We start from the raw sequence: 15,714 nt of genomic DNA on the forward strand, positions 1-15,714 counted from the left end.
CCCTAAAAGCCCGATTGGTTCAACTAATAATTAGTGGGGGATGCCTCCCCCACTAATTAAAGTTTCACTTTATATTGCCAAGCACTTCCCTTGATTATATGATGAAATTAAGCGTTTGGGAAGGAGGGATAACGTTGGCAAAAGTACAAATTAAAGTAAATGATAATGGCTCTTTTCGCGTTACAGGGGACGTGGAATTAGTCGACTCACAAGGGAATGCATTCCCAGCAAAACCGGCATTTTCTTTATGCCGTTGTGGTTTATCAAAAAATATGCCTTATTGCGACGCTTCGCATAAAGGTAAATTCGAGTCTGTTGTTAGAGCACCAGAGGCAGAATAATTTTACATGTGACATGCACATTTTTTTGTGCATGTTTTTTCTTTTTAGCAACTCCGTTATATCCCTTCTCTTTACAACATTTCTAATACTTTTATTTCCATTCCAGCCTGCATATATTTTCACACAATTCTTCACATTCGAATATTTTTTACTAGCCTTTTATTTTTTTTGTGCTATAATTTGAGCAAACAGCATCCTTCGGGGTCGGGTGAAATTCCCAACCGGCGGTGATGAAGTGAAAACTTCTAAGTCCGTGACCCGTTTTCAACTCGAAAACGGTGGATCTAGTGAAACTCTAGGGCCGACAGTATAGTCTGGATGGGAGAAGGATATGTTTCTAGTTTTTTATATAGTGAATACACTTTTATTTCAGTATGCATATTTTTAAAGATTCATTTTGATTCTTTATATATGTTTAATTTTCTATACTTATTTTTTATACTGAAATAAAAAGAGACAACTAGCGTTTAAAAATTCGATATTTTGCTAGGTTTTTTCCTTATGCAGAAATATCAATTATCGTTAGGTTTCTTTCCTATGCTTTCGTATTCAAACTATATTTCTAGAAATCACGTCTCCCAAACCCCAAGGATATTAAATCCTTGGGGTTTTTTGATTTTTTTTGGAGAGGTGAAGAAAATGACAGATCAAGAATATATGAGGATTGCCCTGCAGTTAGCAGAAGGAACATCAGGACAAACAAGTCCAAATCCTATGGTTGGTGCTGTTGTTGTAAAAGATGGAAACATCGTTGGTATGGGCGCTCATTTACGAGCTGGTGAAGAACACGCAGAAGTTCATGCCCTTCAAATGGCTGGTCAGAACGCCAAAGACGCTACCGTTTATGTAACACTGGAACCGTGTAGCCACTTTGGAAAAACACCACCTTGCTGTGAATTGCTCATCGAAAGAGGAGTTAAGCGTGTTGTAATTGCTACTCTCGATTGTAATCCGCTCGTTTCTGGTAACGGAAAAAGAAGATTAGAGGAAGCTAGAATTGAAGTAACTACTGGTGTTCTTGAAGCAGAAGCAGTTTTATTAAATCGCTACTTTTTTCACTACATGAAAACGAAACGCCCTTTTGTAACAATCAAAACAGCGATGAGCTTAGATGGAAAAACAGCAACTGTAACTGGTGAAAGTAAGTGGATTACAGGTGAAGAAGCACGTGCTGATGTTCACCAATATCGCCATACACATGATGCAATTCTTGTTGGAGTGAATACAGTTATAGCTGATAATCCTCATTTAACAACAAGAATTCCAAATGGTGGGAAACATCCTATTCGCGTTGTTTTAGATACCCATTTACGAACGCCACCATCTTCTCATGTTATAACAGATGGTTTAGCACCGACATGGATTATTGTCGGTAAGGATGTAAAGAAAGAGAAAATATCTTCTTATGAATCTAAAAATATAGCTATATTCCAAATGGAAACGAAGCATATAGAAATCGAGGACCTTCTTTCCTTTCTTGGAGAGAAACAAATTCTTTCTCTATTCGTTGAAGGTGGCCAATCGATTCATGCAAGTTTCTTAAAAACAAACAATTTTAATGAAATTGTAACCTATATAAGCCCGAAATTAATTGGTGGGAAAGATGCTCCTACTTTATTTGGAGGAAATGGTTTTTCAAAATTACAAGATGCGCTTTCCTTGAAAATTCAAGAGATGAAACAAATTGGTGATGATATAAAAATCGTTGCGAATGCCCGAAACGAGGTGACGAAATGTTTACAGGAATTGTAGAAGAATTAGGAACGATAGCAAACATGCAACAAAGCGGAGAAGCGATGAAATTAACGATTCATGCAAAGAAAATTTTATCAGATGTTCACTTAGGTGATAGTATCGCGGTTAACGGTATTTGCTTAACTGTAACGAGCTTTACAACTACTTCATTTACAGTTGATGCAATGCCCGAAACGATGCAGTCGACATCACTTCGCATGCTTAAACCGCACTCTAAAGTAAATTTAGAGCGAGCAATGGCTGCAAACGGACGATTCGGTGGACATTTCGTTTCAGGACATATTGATGGCACCGGAACGATTTTAAATAAAAAACAACATTACAATGCCGTCTATTACAAAATAGCAATTTCTGATGAACTGCTGCGCTATTGTTTGCAGAAAGGGTCCATTGCTGTTGATGGAACGAGTTTAACGATATTTGCTATAGACGAATCTTCCATAACGATTTCACTCATCCCGCACACAGTAAGCGAATCTGTCATTGGGGAAAAAAATGCCGGAGATATCGTAAACATTGAGTGTGACATGATTGGTAAATATATCGAACGCTTTATTACTAAACCTACAAAACGAGTAGGTTCAATGACTGAAAGCTTTTTACAAGAAAACGGATTTCTATAAGGGGGAAGCACAATGTTTCATCGTATTGAAGAAGCTCTAGAAGATTTAAAACAAGGAAAAGTCGTTATCGTATGTGATGATGAAAACCGAGAAAATGAAGGCGATTTTATTGCTTTAGCAGAGTACATTACACCAGAAACAATTAATTTTATGATTACACATGGCCGTGGTCTCGTTTGTGTACCGATTACAGCAGGGTACGCAGAACGTCTACAATTAGAACCAATGGTATCTCATAATACAGATTCACATCATACTGCGTTTACAGTGAGCATTGACCATGTTTCTACAACAACAGGGATTAGCGCTCACGAACGTGCAACTACGATACAAGAATTGTTAAACCCCGCATCAAAAGGCGCTGATTTCAATCGACCTGGACATATCTTTCCATTAATTGCGAAAGAAGGCGGTGTCCTGCGTCGTGCAGGTCATACAGAAGCTGCTGTTGATTTAGCAAAGCTATGCGGTGCCGAACCAGCTGGAGTTATTTGCGAAATTATAAATGAGGACGGCACGATGGCACGTGTACCTGATTTAATAGAATGTGCAAAACAATTTGATATAAAAATGATTACAATAGAAGATTTAATTGCTTATCGCCGCCATCATGAAACACTTGTGACGAGAGAAGTGGAAATTACATTACCTACAGATTTCGGTACTTTCCACGCAATTGGCTATTCTAACTCATTAGATACGAAAGAACATATCGCACTTGTAAAAGGTGATATTTCAACAGGTGAACCGGTACTTGTACGTGTTCATTCTGAATGCTTAACAGGAGATGTATTCGGTTCACATCGCTGCGATTGCGGACCACAACTCCATGCAGCACTTGCTCAAATTGAGCGTGAAGGAAAAGGTGTTCTTCTTTATATGAGACAAGAAGGAAGAGGCATTGGGCTTCTTAATAAGCTTCGCGCTTATAAATTACAAGAAGAAGGATTCGATACTGTAGAAGCAAATGAAAAACTCGGCTTCCCTGCTGATCTTCGTGATTACGGTATCGGTGCTCAAATATTAAAAGATTTAGGTTTACAAAACTTACGATTATTAACGAATAACCCAAGAAAAATTGCTGGCTTACAAGGTTACGATTTAGAAGTAGTCGAGCGTGTACCGTTGCAAATGCCGGCAAAAGAAGAAAATAAATCGTATTTACAAACGAAAGTAAATAAATTAGGACACTTACTAAACTTATAATTAAAGGAGAGATTTATTATGGTATTCGAAGGTCATTTAGTTGGTACAGGATTAAAAGTTGGAGTTGTTGTTGGACGTTTTAACGAATTTATTACAAGTAAGTTACTTGGCGGCGCTTTAGACGGATTAAAGCGTCACGGTGTAGAAGAAAGTGATATTGATGTTGCTTGGGTTCCTGGTGCATTTGAAATTCCTTTAATCGCTAAAAAGATGGCTAGTAGCGGAAAGTATGATGCTGTTATTACATTAGGTACTGTAATCCGAGGTGCTACAACTCACTACGATTACGTTTGTAATGAGGTAGCAAAAGGTGTTGCGTCTTTATCACTACAAATGGACATCCCAGTTATTTTCGGCGTATTAACGACAGAAACAATTGAACAAGCGATTGAACGCGCAGGTACGAAAGCTGGTAATAAAGGATATGAATCAGCTGTTGCTGCAATTGAAATGGCTCACTTATCAAAACAATGGGCATAAAAAAAGAGGCTGCGGCCTCTTTTTATTTTTTCACCTTTTTTTGTACATCTTTTATTAATTCATTCATCGTTTTTCCTTCTGTTTTTATATGAAGAGCTTGTGCTGTTCTCCATACATTCTCTCTTTTTTTCGCTTCTTCTATAATAGTAATTTCTTTTCTAACTTCCTTTAAATCTTTTCCTTCCGTTTTCAATCCAAAATGTTCAGCTTTCGTTCGAAAGTGTTGTTCGATTCTTTGTTGCATCTCTTTTTGTTCAGGATTTTCGGTAGCCTTAACTGGATCAGAACTTATTGCTTTTATTAAAATTAAACAAGTCATAATCGCTAATATGTATTTGTACATGTAAAATCCTCCAACCCAATATAAATTACATATTTACTATGTACAACTAGGGCTTGGAAAATTCGTCCACAAAAATTCTTTTTTTCGTTCAAAAACCAATAGTATCAAGCGTTCACAACTATTTATTACATTTTATTTACAAAAAAGCAAACTCTTTTACAAGTTTGCTTTTTCATCTATCTTATAATGCACATTCTTCAATCTCAAATCCTAAATCTGCAATCATACCCCAGTCCGCAGTCGGCTCTTGTCCAGCTGTCGTTAAGTAGTCCCCGACAAAAATAGAATTTGCTGCAAATAAACCGATTGGCTGTACAGAACGTAAATTGATTTCACGTCCTCCTGAAATACGAATTTCTTTTGTTGGGTTTACAAAACGCATCATTGCAAGTACTTTTAAACATTCTACTGGCGTTAACTCTTTTTGCCCTTCAAGAGGTGTCCCCTTTACAGCAACAAGGAAATTACAAGGGATAGAATCCGCATCTATACGTTGTAATTCAAATGCAATTTCAGCACGCTCTTCAATTGTTTCTCCCATGCCAAAAATCGCTCCAGAGCATGGTGAAATACCAGCTTGTTTTGCTTTTTGAACTGTATCAACACGATCATCATACGTATGAGTTGAACAAATACTATCGTAATTATTTGCATGTGTATTTAAGTTGTGATTATAACGGTGCACGCCTGCTTCCGCTAAACGTCCTGCTTGATCTTCATTTAAGAAACCTAAACAACAACAAATCTTCAAGTCTGTCGTTTCACGAATTTCCTTAACTGCTCCAACTACGTGATTTACCTCTTTATCCGTCGGACGACGACCAGACGCTACAATACAATATGTACCTGCTTTACGGCGTATTGCTTCATGTGCCCCTTCTACAATCTTCTCCTGCGTTAACCATGCATATTTATCAATCGGTGCTTCTGAAATAATAGACTGTGAGCAATATCCACAATCTTCAGGACATAATCCAGATTTCGTATTAATAATCATATTCAATTTTACTTTCTTACCAAAGTGATGATGGCGAATAATGTAAGCTGCATTCATAATTTCTAAAACTTCTGTATCATCAGCTTCTAATATCGCTATTGCATCTTCTTTCGTAATCATTTTCTCTTCCACTACGTCGTATGCAAGTTTTTTCCAATCCCTTTTTGTTTGTACTTGTTTCATTTCATCTCTTCCCCTCTTTTGTTATATGTATAAATAAAGCATGATACGTTGCCATTATCCCTTCATTTCCCGTGAAGTCTCTTTCGTATATGCGTAGCATCGCACGAAAGAGTGAGGGACTTTGACAATATGATCCTTCATTGCTATTAGTTGCTCCTACTTTTCGAATAGAATGCAGAAACTCCTTAACTTCTGTAAAACTCTCTATGTAACATGTTTCAGAAACATGCACATCCCCTGTTTCTATCTTACATATATGAAGCAACTGATCTTTTGAATAAAAACGTTGACCAATCGATATTTCATTTTTTATATTTCTTTCTTCTTTCGCACGTTGGAACGAAGCATGCAATTCTTGAAATGTTTCATGTCCAAACGTTGAAAAGAGTAATATCCCATCTATAGACAAATGTTGAAATAAATTTCTTAACACTTGTTGTAAATTATTTAACCATTGAAATGTAGCATTTGAAATAATGACATCATATGATTCTTCTAATCGTAATTGCTCAATATCTTCACAGTGAAACGTTACATTTTTTACATTTTGTCTAGTTTGCGCAATCGCAATCATACTTTCAGCAAAATCAACTGCTGTAATATGTGCTTTCGGAAATAACTTTGATAATTGTTCTGTTACATACCCCGTCCCGCATCCCAGTTCTAAAATACGTATTGATGCCGTTTCACTATATCGTTCCTTTAAGATTGAAAGTAATGAATGTGCCATCTTTTTTTGTACATTTGCATATCGATCGTAAGATACGGCTGCCCCATTAAACCGTTTTTGTAGTAACGTTTTGTTGATCATGTCGTATCCCCTCTACAAATTGAATTATCTCATTTGCACAATATTCAAAATTCGTTACACATAATGCATGCCCTGCTTCACTTACTACTTTCAGCTCGCTGCTGCTATTCTCCGTCATACTACGTGCCGCAGACAATGGGCATATTACATCCTGTTCTCCGTGAATAAGTAGTATAGGTACTTTAATTTCTTTTAGTTCTTCTCTCATATCTGTTTCTATTAAATAATCCAAACCTAGTTGTAAAGACTGAATAGAATCACCTTTAAAACGGTCTACAATGTCTTCAAAGTTTTTATTCCCTTTTAGCTCATCTTTCGTAAACATATTTTCATAAAAACGCTTGAGCGTATCCTCTCTCCTTCTCGCCAAATTCCTTTTCAGCCGTTCTATATGCAAAGCATTCCATCCATTACTATAGTCGCTCGTATTTGTAAATTTAGCAGTCCCACCAATTAATACGATGCCTTTTGCCTGAATCTTTTTATAAGCTTCAACTGCTGCTAACGCTCCTAGTGACCATCCAACTAAAATTACGTTGTCGTTATGCGCTACATCTATAATTCGTTCCGCAAATTCACTTCGTTCTTTCACATTACGCCAATCTATGCATTGAACAGGATATCCTTTAAAATACGGAAGTACTAAATCCCAAATATTCTCTTCCATTCCCCATCCGGGGATAAAAATAATCTTTAGCTCGTTCATACGAAAATCTCCTCTTCTTTCGCAATGTGAATAATTCGGTCAATAGCCCATTTTAAATCAGCTATTGTATGTTGCGATGTAACTGCAAAGCGAATTCGAGAACTATGAACCGGCACAGTTGGCGGACGAATTGCAATGGCCGCAATCCCTGCCTCTTGCAACCTTTTACTAAATCGTAAAGCATGTTCATTTGAACCGACTACAATCGGTACAATATGAGTTGAACTATTCCCAATATCAAAACCAGCATCCCTTAATTTAGTTCTGAAGTATTCTCCGTTTGCTATAAGGTTCTCTCTTCTTTCATTATCTTCTTTTACAATTTCAATTGCTTTTTGCACTGCTCCTAACGTACTTGGTGGTAAAGCTGTAGTAAAAATAAAGCTTCTCATCATATTTTGTAAATACTCTATATAAATTTCATCACCTGTCAAATACGCACCATAACACCCTAAAGCCTTGCTAAACGTCCCCATATGTATATCAATTTTTTGAGCAAGATTTTTTTCTATATGAGATAACCCAGCTCCGCCGATTCCATATATTCCACTCGCATGTGCTTCATCGACTATAATGATTGCCCCGTATTTCTCTTTCAGCTGTACTAAATCTCTCAAATACGCAGTATCACCATCCATACTAAAAACGGTATCCGTTACGATTAATTTTCTGCTTTCAGGCGAAGCCATTTTCAACAGCTTCTCTAAATGATCCAAATCATTATGACGATACCTTTTATGCTCTGCCCCGCTTAATATGATTCCATCAACAATACTTGCGTGATTTAACTTGTCACTAAAAACAATATCGTGCCGAGAGGCCAAAGAAGATATGGCACCTATATTTGCCGTATACCCACTATTTACGATTAAAGCTCTTTCAGTACCTTTCCATTCACATATGCTTCTCTCAACCTCTTCATATAATGGATGATTTCCTACAACGAGACGAGAGGCAGTCGCTCCAGTTCCATATCTTTTTGTACAGGCAATAGCAGCTTCTTTTAACCTTTCATCTCCAGCTAACCCTAAATAATTATTTGACGCTAAATTTAACATCCTTTTTTTATCTCGAATAAGCCAAGTCTCTTCTGCCTTCTCTGTTACATGCAAATCACGATACTGCCCTTGCTCATGTAATTGTTGTAATTTACATTGAAGGTGCGCCCGCCACGTTTGATTCATTTTGGATAAACTCCTCTAATTTTGAAATCATAATATGTTCTTTTGCAGATTCTAATACTTCTTCTTTCGTAAACTCACCTTCAAAGAATGGTAATAATCCTAAAACTGGTACCCCGCTCAGCTCTTCAATCATCTCTTTATTTTCTTGCACTCTTTCCATTTCACATTCTTTGCAACCTGATAAAATGACACCCGCTACGGTTAAGCCATGCGCCTTTGCGTAAGCAATCGTTAACACTGTATGATTTACTGTTCCTAATGTAGGACGAGCTACTACAATAAGAGGCAACTGTAATTCTTTTGCAAAATCAATTACTAAAGCATCTTCTGTATATGGGACAGCAAGCCCACCTGCCCCTTCTACAAATAAGCTATTAAACTCTTTTAATAGTTCATTATAGTAATCAGTAATTTCTTTTAACTTTACTACTCTTCCAGCTCTTTTCATGGCAAGTCTCGGAGCAAGTGGTTCTTCAATAGAATAAGGGCAAATTTCATTTTCTTGTGTCGGCACACCTGATAATGCTTTTAACCTTGCCGCATCTCCCTCAGGGTTTGATGCAACATGCCCACTTTGCAACGGTTTATATACTCCGATGTTATATCCCAATTCTCTAAATACACCGGCTAATGCACCGGCAACGACAGTTTTCCCCACTTCAGTATCTGTTGCTGTTATAAAAAAACCGCTCATTATTCTCCCTCCGTAACATCCGAGATTGCTTTATACAAAATACGTAACATATCATCAATCTCCTCAATTGTAGAAGCAAGAGGTGGCATAAATACAATCGTATTACCGAGCGGTCGTAAGATCATACCCAGCTCTCTTGCGCGTTTACATACTTGAACACCGACTCTTTCTGTCCAGTCAAACGCTTCTTTCGTTTCCTTATTCTTCACAAGCTCAATACCAACCATTAATCCGCACTGACGAATATCACCTACATGTTTATACGCAAAGAGCTTTTCTAATTGCGCTGCCACATAATCCGTTTTACGTGCCACTTCTTCTATTAAATTTGTTTTTTCATATAGCTCTAAATTCGCGATTGCTACGGCACACCCTAACGGATTGCCTGTGTAGCTATGTCCATGGAAAAATGTTTTTTGTTCTTCATATTCTCCTAAGAAGGCATTATATATTTCATCCGTCGTTACCGTAACTGCAATTGGTAAATATCCACCTGTTAAACCTTTCCCAGCAGTTAAAATGTCTGGCGTCACATTTTCATGTTCACACGCAAACATTTTCCCTGTACGCCCAAATCCAGTCGCTACCTCATCTGTAATAAATAATACCTTGTACTTAGTACATAAATCGCGCAGTCCTTTTAAATATCCTTTTGGCATTGTAATCATCCCGCCAGCACCTTGCATTAATGGCTCCACAATGATGGCAGCTACTTCTTCATGCTTTTCTTTCAACAATTCTTCCATTTCTTCTAAATGGCTTTTTACAATTTCCTCCCTATTATTCCCGTAAGGAGAACGATATGTATATGGATACGGCATTTTAATCGCATCAAATAAGAGCGAACTATACACTTGGTGAAACAAGTCTATTGCTCCTACTGAAACAGCTCCAATTGTATCACCGTGATATGCTTCTTTTAATGTAACGAATCTTTGTTTCTTTCGTTTCCCTTTATGCTGCCAATATTGGAAAGCCATCTTAATTGCAATTTCAACAGCGGTAGAACCTGAATCAGAATAGAATACCTTCTTCAATCCATCTGGTACAACCTCAATAATTTTTTCTGCTAATAAAATAGATGGAACGTTAGCAAGTCCTAACATAGTAGAATGAGCAATTTTATTTAATTGCTCACGAATTGCTTCATCTAATTCCGGTACTTGATGTCCGTGAACATTTAACCATATTGATGAAACACCATCCCAATATTCATTACCATTTACATCGTATAGCTTTCTTCCCTCTCCACGTTCAATAATGACAGGATCTTCTTCTAAATAATCTTTCATTTGTGTAAATGGGTGCCATACGTAAGCTTTATTTTTCTCTGCTAATTCTTCATATGTATAAGATGATTTTTCAATCGTTTTACTATTTATTGTCACAATTGCCACCCCTAATGTCAACTTATTTATAAATATAGTTAACATTAAATCTGAATGACTGTCAATTATTTTAAAATCAAATAGTTCTTAAAAAAGAACAACTTATCATACGATAAGTTGTTCTACTTTCCATGCTGTATCTTTCCAATTTCTAAAATAATTTCTTCATCTTTTTTCCCCTCTGTATCAATTCCAAGTTGCTTAGCGTGCTCAATTAATAAATCATGACGCTTCTCAAACCTAGCCGTATTTACTTCTTTCGTAACCTCTTCTTTTGTTTTTCCCTCTGTAGAAACTCCTAGTTTCTCTGCTGCTTTTTCCATTGATTTCTTCTCTTCTATTTCTTTTACTTTCTTCACTTCTGATTGTTGTATTTGCTTTTGTTTCAGCTGCTCTGATTCAGCCGCAAAAGCTGTGTAAATTCCAGCACTTCCTCCAATAACTAATAAAGTGGTAAAAAGAATTATTTTTTTCTTCACTCTTTCCTCCCCCTTTCAAATTCATTATAACGTACATTTTTACAGCATTAAAAACAATTATCCTTTATTCCCCTAAAAAAACATTTAATATTTTTATTGACATGTAAGATGAAAATATGATAAAAATTTAACTAACATCATATGAATCGGCGTTGATAGGATTTAGTAGTATTTCGATTTCTGATTTCAGAGAGCTGGTGGTCGGTGCGAACCAGTACAGAGCGAATTATGAATTACCCCCTGGAGCTTCTTTTACGAAACGTGAGGAGTAGTGAAAGACGGTTATAGACCGTTATGTCTAAAGAGTGGTGAAACGACACTGTTTCACAATTTAGGGTGGTACCGCGAATTTTTCGTCCCTGCATATATTGCAGGGGCGTTTTTTATTTTATAAGCGCATATCATATGACCCTTTATTTTGTGATACATTCATTTCACAAGCTAGGGTGGTACCGCGATTTCTTCGTCCCTGCATAATTATATGCAGGGACGTTTTTTTATCCAATCTTTTCCGTATCATATAGAAGAACAAACAATTACCGGTAATTTGTCACAAAATTCTAAATTTTAGAAGGAAATATACAATATTGGCGAATTTTATATAAAAAAGAGCTATTTCACATTACTTAGGAGGGGAAAACAATGGTTTCAAAAATTGAGTCTGTTCTTTTAACAATTTTTATCTTTTTCTGCATTGGCTTTAGTGTTATCAAATTAGAAGTTTCACCACACATCCCGATTTTATTTGGCATCGTTCTTTTATTAGCGTTTGGATTTATGAAAAAAATTGATTGGTCTACTATGGAAAAAGGAATGATAAGTAGTATTTCAGCTGGTATTCCATCTATATTTATTTTCTTACTTGTAGGCGTATTAATTAGCATTTGGATCGCAGCTGGAACTATTCCAACTTTAATGGTATACGGCTTCCAACTTGTATCTCCAAAAATTTTCGTTCCAACTGTTTTTGTTGTTTGTGCAATTGTTGGAACGAGTATCGGTAGTGCATTTACAACTGCTGCAACTGTAGGACTTGCCTTTATGGGAATGGGTACTGCCCTTGGATACGATCCAGCTCTTATTGCTGGGGCAATTATTTCTGGGGCATTCTTCGGAGATAAAATGTCTCCTTTATCTGATACAACAAACTTAGCGCCTGCTGTAACGGGTGTAGATTTATTTGAACATATTCGTAACATGCTTTGGACAACAGTGCCAGCTTTCATTATTGCTTTTATCGCATTTTTCATTTTAGGAAGCGGATCTGGTGGAAACGTTGATTTCTCAGCATTTATTAACACATTAGAAAAAAATGCAACGATTTCTATCGTTACACTGATTCCTATTTTATTACTGTTCCTATTCGCATTTAAAAAGGTACCCGCAGTTCCAACATTACTTGCAGGAATTGTGGTAGGGATTATTATTCTCTTTATTTTTAAACCTAGCACTTCTTTAGCTGATTTAATAAAAATTATGCAAGACGGTTACGTTTCTAAAACTGGTATCAAAGATATTGATAGCTTATTATCTCGCGGTGGCCTGCAAAGTATGATGATGTCAATTGCTCTTATTTTCCTAGCTCTTTGTATGGGAGGATTATTACAAGGAATGGGTATTATAGCGCAGCTGATGAATATTATCTCTAGCTTCGTAAAAACTAGTACACGCTTAATTATTTCTACTGCTTCAACTGCAATTGGTGTAAACTTCTTACTCGGTGAGCAGTACTTATCCATCGTTTTAACAGGACAAGCATTTGCTAATAAATACGATGAAGTCGGTTTAGAACGTCGTAATTTATCACGAGTATTAGAAGATGCTGGTACAGTAATTAATCCACTCGTACCATGGGGTGTAAGTGGCGTATTCTTAACAAACGTTCTTAGCGTTCCAACATTCGATTACCTGCCATACGCAATCTTCTGTTTAGCATGTCCAGTCGTAACCATTATCGTCGGCTTTACTGGATTCGGCCTTTCATGGAAAAAAGAAAAAGCAGTACCAGTTTCATAATATAATAAAAAGGATTACCAAATCGGTAATCCTTTTTATATTTCTCGACTATCTATTCGCTTTCTTTCTTCTAAATAACATAAGTAATCCCGCTCCAACAAACGCAAGACCCGCTCCAATTGTAGAAGCAATACTTGCACCTGTTTTCGGTAAATCACGTTCATCTTTTTCAGCTTCTTTATTTTCACTTACAGTTGTTGTTGTTTCTTTTGTATTTTGATCATCTGTTGTAGTTTGTCCAGATCCAGTATTGTTTCCATCTTGTTTTGGTTCATTACCATTATTACCTTCTTCTGTTGGTGGTGTTGGGTTTTCTCCATTACCTGTTGGCGGTGTTGTTGGATTTTCTCCCCCACCTGTTGGCGGTGTCGTTGGATTTCCTTCACCAGTTTCTTTATCATCATTTTTCTTCGTTATATCAATTGCATATTTAGCAAATTCATTTTCAGATGGTCCAACATATGATATGTTCCCATCTTTCTTTATATACTTTTGTGCATTTGGTGAAGAATCAAATGTTGTATTTAATTTATCTGCAACAATCGGTTTAAACGTCCAATTTTGATCAGCTGCTGGATCAATATTTTTTATTTTTTGCATATACTTCACAATGATTTGACGTGTTTCATCTTGTGATTGGTATACAACCTCCCCTTTACTTACACCTGGGAACGTTTGACTACTTCCACGATAGTTATTTGTAGCGACGATGAACTCTTGATCATCAGCTACTGGCTTACCTTCATATGTCATATTTACAATACGATTCGTATTTGCATTTACAACTTTTCCATCTTTATCGTATTTCGCCGGTTGTGTTACATCAATTTCGTATTTTAAGCCATCTAAAATATCGAAGTTATATGTAGGATAGCCTATATTTACTAATGGCTGTTCTTCTGTTTTCTTTGGATCAATTGTATTAAACTGACCTGCAGACATTTCAAGCCATTCTTTCACTTGTGCCCCATTTACTTTTACAGCATATAACGTATTTGGATACACGTATAAATCTGCAACGTTTTTAATTGCTAACGTTCCAGCTGGAATATCCGTATAATATGTAGCACCGTTTCGGCCACCTGCTTTAAATGGTGCGCCTGCAGATAAAACCGGAATATCTTTAATCTTTTCGTACTCTGGTTTTTTAAGTTCTTGTTCTACATACCATTTTTGCGCATTTGTCACAATTTGTACGGAAGGATCATCTTGTACTAATGAAAAATAACTATTAATTGGTGCTTTCGTTTCACCTACATGTGTATTTACATATTCGATTGTCTTTTCATGTTCATCTTTAATTTCATTAACTAATTTTTGATCAGATTCTACTAATGGATTACCTTTACTATCAGCAATCGGACGAAGTTGCGGCTTAGACTGATCTTTTTGCACTTCCCATTTTCCGTTTACCTTTTTCAATTGCATATCAATAATACCTAAGTTACTACCAAAAACACCCGGCATTACAACTGGAACACCATTAAATACATCCTTCACTTCAGTATGTGAATGTCCCATTAATACTGCATTTACGCCAGGAACCTCTGTTAAATAATACGACGCGTTTTCCATACCAACGTTGTATCCACTTTTATCAACACCGGAATGAGCTAGTGCAACGATAACATCTGCACCTTCTGCTTTCATTTTTGGTACCATTTTCTTCGCTGTTTCAACTATATCTTTCGCTTTAACTTGTCCTTCTAAATTCGCTTTATCCCAATTCATAATTTGTGGTGGAACAAATCCCATTACACCAATTTTCACTATTTGTTTTTGGCCTGCTTCATCCACTACTTCTTTCTCTAAAATATGATATGGTCTATCAAAGTAATGCTCGTCATTCTCATCATTACCATCATGGTCATCTCTGTAGACATTCGAGTTAATAACCGGAATTTTTGTTTTACTAGTCACTTTCTTTAAATAATCTAAACCGTAGTTAAATTCATGATTCCCAAGAGAGATGACGTCATACTTCATTAAATTCATTACACGATATAATGGGTGTGTATAACTAGGATCCACACGATTCTTCTGATCTTTTATTTTATTTGCTACATAATCTCCAAGCGGTGTCCCTTGTAATGCATCCCCATCATCAAATAGGACAGAGTTTTTCACTTCTTCACGTGCTTTATTAACGAGTGTTGCAGTTTGTACGAGACCTACTTTATTATCTGTTTTCGTTTGATAATAATCGTAATTCATTAAGTTAACGTGAATATCTGATGTTTCTAGAATTCGTAAGTTAACTGTACTCTCCCTAGTTTGCTCATCCGCATGAGCTGTTGCTGGCAATACTTGCGGCGCTATAACACCAATAGCAAGAGTTGCTCCAGCTAGCATTTTTTTTGACTTTTTCACAAAAAATCCCCCTTATACAATTACCAGAAATAATGAAATGAATCCCTATCTGTCTCTAACCACATACCTTTTTTCTTCTATTAGAGACACAATTTTCATTTCACCCTGCGCTAACGAGTAGTCCCCTTAAACGCCCGA

General features: G+C 36.5%; 15 protein-coding genes, 1 riboswitch and 1 other annotated feature. Of the genes, 6 read left to right on the top strand and 9 right to left on the bottom strand.

Annotated features, from left to right (window positions below):
• The first annotated feature begins 134 nt into the window (after positions 1 to 134).
• The 5 genes from BHV55_RS20610 to ribH all read left to right on the top strand — a co-directional run bounded on the left by BHV55_RS20610 (position 135) and on the right by ribH (position 4,405).
• Positions 135 to 341 (top strand): CDGSH iron-sulfur domain-containing protein, encoded by a 207-nt coding sequence (locus tag BHV55_RS20610; RefSeq protein WP_001151579.1) that lies wholly within the window; start codon positions 135 to 137, stop codon positions 339 to 341.
• Between the two features lie 190 nt (positions 342 to 531).
• A riboswitch (FMN riboswitch) is annotated at positions 532 to 675 on the top strand.
• Positions 676 to 980: 305 nt separating this feature from the next.
• On the top strand, positions 981 to 2,093 hold the full coding sequence (gene ribD, locus BHV55_RS20615) for a bifunctional diaminohydroxyphosphoribosylaminopyrimidine deaminase/5-amino-6-(5-phosphoribosylamino)uracil reductase RibD (protein WP_000131994.1): 1,113 nt from the start codon (positions 981 to 983) through the stop codon (positions 2,091 to 2,093).
• The gene (gene ribE / locus BHV55_RS20620) at positions 2,075 to 2,719 is read left to right on the top strand and encodes a riboflavin synthase subunit alpha (RefSeq protein ID WP_016111642.1); all 645 of its coding nucleotides are present in this window, start codon (positions 2,075 to 2,077) and stop codon (positions 2,717 to 2,719) included. Before ribD ends, ribE begins: the two co-directional genes overlap by 19 nt.
• Before the next feature lie 12 nt (positions 2,720 to 2,731).
• Positions 2,732 to 3,925, top strand: a complete 1,194-nt coding sequence (gene ribBA, locus BHV55_RS20625) for a bifunctional 3,4-dihydroxy-2-butanone 4-phosphate synthase/GTP cyclohydrolase II (protein WP_048567762.1) — start codon at positions 2,732 to 2,734, stop codon at positions 3,923 to 3,925.
• 18 nt (positions 3,926 to 3,943) lie between these two features.
• Positions 3,944 to 4,405, top strand: coding sequence for a 6,7-dimethyl-8-ribityllumazine synthase (gene ribH, locus BHV55_RS20630; protein ID WP_000230899.1), 462 nt, complete (start codon positions 3,944 to 3,946; stop codon positions 4,403 to 4,405).
• A 22-nt stretch (positions 4,406 to 4,427) separates the two neighbouring features.
• Here the strand turns inward: ribH and BHV55_RS20635 are convergent, their stop codons facing one another.
• The 8 genes from BHV55_RS20635 to BHV55_RS20670 all read right to left on the bottom strand — a co-directional run bounded on the left by BHV55_RS20635 (position 4,428) and on the right by BHV55_RS20670 (position 11,190).
• Complete coding sequence (locus tag BHV55_RS20635; RefSeq protein WP_000280033.1) at positions 4,428 to 4,748, bottom strand: hypothetical protein; 321 nt, start codon at positions 4,746 to 4,748, stop codon at positions 4,428 to 4,430.
• A gap of 181 nt (positions 4,749 to 4,929) precedes the next feature.
• A complete protein-coding gene (bioB, locus tag BHV55_RS20640; RefSeq protein WP_070756941.1) occupies positions 4,930 to 5,928 on the bottom strand; it encodes a biotin synthase in 999 nt (332 codons plus the stop codon).
• Position 5,929: 1 nt separating this feature from the next.
• A complete protein-coding gene (gene bioC / locus BHV55_RS20645) occupies positions 5,930 to 6,739 on the bottom strand; it encodes a malonyl-ACP O-methyltransferase BioC (protein ID WP_000608906.1) in 810 nt (269 codons plus the stop codon).
• Complete coding sequence (locus BHV55_RS20650) at positions 6,705 to 7,445, bottom strand: alpha/beta fold hydrolase (protein ID WP_070756942.1); 741 nt, start codon at positions 7,443 to 7,445, stop codon at positions 6,705 to 6,707. Before BHV55_RS20650 ends, bioC begins: the two co-directional genes overlap by 35 nt.
• The gene (gene bioF / locus BHV55_RS20655; RefSeq protein WP_001077290.1) at positions 7,442 to 8,629 is read right to left on the bottom strand and encodes an 8-amino-7-oxononanoate synthase; all 1,188 of its coding nucleotides are present in this window, start codon (positions 8,627 to 8,629) and stop codon (positions 7,442 to 7,444) included. Before bioF ends, BHV55_RS20650 begins: the two co-directional genes overlap by 4 nt.
• On the bottom strand, positions 8,595 to 9,323 hold the full coding sequence (bioD, locus tag BHV55_RS20660; RefSeq protein WP_000012496.1) for a dethiobiotin synthase: 729 nt from the start codon (positions 9,321 to 9,323) through the stop codon (positions 8,595 to 8,597). The genes bioF and bioD overlap by 35 nt, the downstream gene beginning before the upstream one ends.
• Positions 9,323 to 10,756, bottom strand: coding sequence for an adenosylmethionine--8-amino-7-oxononanoate transaminase (gene bioA, locus BHV55_RS20665; RefSeq protein ID WP_070756943.1), 1,434 nt, complete (start codon positions 10,754 to 10,756; stop codon positions 9,323 to 9,325). Before bioA ends, bioD begins: the two co-directional genes overlap by 1 nt.
• Positions 10,757 to 10,833: 77 nt before the next feature.
• Positions 10,834 to 11,190 carry a hypothetical protein gene (locus BHV55_RS20670; protein WP_000726902.1) on the bottom strand — a complete coding sequence of 119 codons (357 nt, stop codon included), beginning with the start codon at positions 11,188 to 11,190 and terminating at the stop codon, positions 10,834 to 10,836.
• Positions 11,191 to 11,333: 143 nt separating this feature from the next.
• Positions 11,334 to 11,554 (top strand) — a binding site (T-box leader).
• 278 nt (positions 11,555 to 11,832) lie between these two features.
• Here BHV55_RS20670 and nhaC point away from each other — a divergent pair.
• Complete coding sequence (gene nhaC / locus BHV55_RS20675; RefSeq protein WP_000253716.1) at positions 11,833 to 13,206, top strand: Na+/H+ antiporter NhaC; 1,374 nt, start codon at positions 11,833 to 11,835, stop codon at positions 13,204 to 13,206.
• Between the two features lie 48 nt (positions 13,207 to 13,254).
• On the opposite strand, the gene cpdB is transcribed toward nhaC, so the two are convergent.
• Positions 13,255 to 15,576 carry a bifunctional 2',3'-cyclic-nucleotide 2'-phosphodiesterase/3'-nucleotidase gene (gene cpdB, locus BHV55_RS20680; protein ID WP_061138965.1) on the bottom strand — a complete coding sequence of 774 codons (2,322 nt, stop codon included), beginning with the start codon at positions 15,574 to 15,576 and terminating at the stop codon, positions 13,255 to 13,257.
• Between the last annotated feature and the right edge of the window lie 138 nt (positions 15,577 to 15,714).

Source organism: Bacillus sp. RZ2MS9 (assembly GCF_001816185.2).
Lineage (GTDB): Bacteria > Bacillota > Bacilli > Bacillales > Bacillaceae_G > Bacillus_A > Bacillus_A cereus.

What these genes read in the sequence shown, in the direction of transcription:
- BHV55_RS20635 (WP_000280033.1), bottom strand. Translation starts at nt 4,748, where the DNA reads ATGTACAAATACATATTAGCGATTATGACTTGTTTAATTTTAATAAAA.
- ribD (WP_000131994.1), top strand. Translation starts at nt 981, where the DNA reads ATGACAGATCAAGAATATATGAGGATTGCCCTGCAGTTAGCAGAAGGA.
- nhaC (WP_000253716.1), top strand. Translation starts at nt 11,833, where the DNA reads ATGGTTTCAAAAATTGAGTCTGTTCTTTTAACAATTTTTATCTTTTTC.
- bioF (WP_001077290.1), bottom strand. Translation starts at nt 8,629, where the DNA reads ATGAATCAAACGTGGCGGGCGCACCTTCAATGTAAATTACAACAATTA.
- BHV55_RS20650 (WP_070756942.1), bottom strand. Translation starts at nt 7,445, where the DNA reads ATGAACGAGCTAAAGATTATTTTTATCCCCGGATGGGGAATGGAAGAG.
- bioB (WP_070756941.1), bottom strand. Translation starts at nt 5,928, where the DNA reads ATGAAACAAGTACAAACAAAAAGGGATTGGAAAAAACTTGCATACGAC.
- bioA (WP_070756943.1), bottom strand. Translation starts at nt 10,756, where the DNA reads ATGTTAACTATATTTATAAATAAGTTGACATTAGGGGTGGCAATTGTG.
- bioD (WP_000012496.1), bottom strand. Translation starts at nt 9,323, where the DNA reads ATGAGCGGTTTTTTTATAACAGCAACAGATACTGAAGTGGGGAAAACT.
- bioC (WP_000608906.1), bottom strand. Translation starts at nt 6,739, where the DNA reads ATGATCAACAAAACGTTACTACAAAAACGGTTTAATGGGGCAGCCGTA.
- ribE (WP_016111642.1), top strand. Translation starts at nt 2,075, where the DNA reads ATGTTTACAGGAATTGTAGAAGAATTAGGAACGATAGCAAACATGCAA.
- ribH (WP_000230899.1), top strand. Translation starts at nt 3,944, where the DNA reads ATGGTATTCGAAGGTCATTTAGTTGGTACAGGATTAAAAGTTGGAGTT.
- ribBA (WP_048567762.1), top strand. Translation starts at nt 2,732, where the DNA reads ATGTTTCATCGTATTGAAGAAGCTCTAGAAGATTTAAAACAAGGAAAA.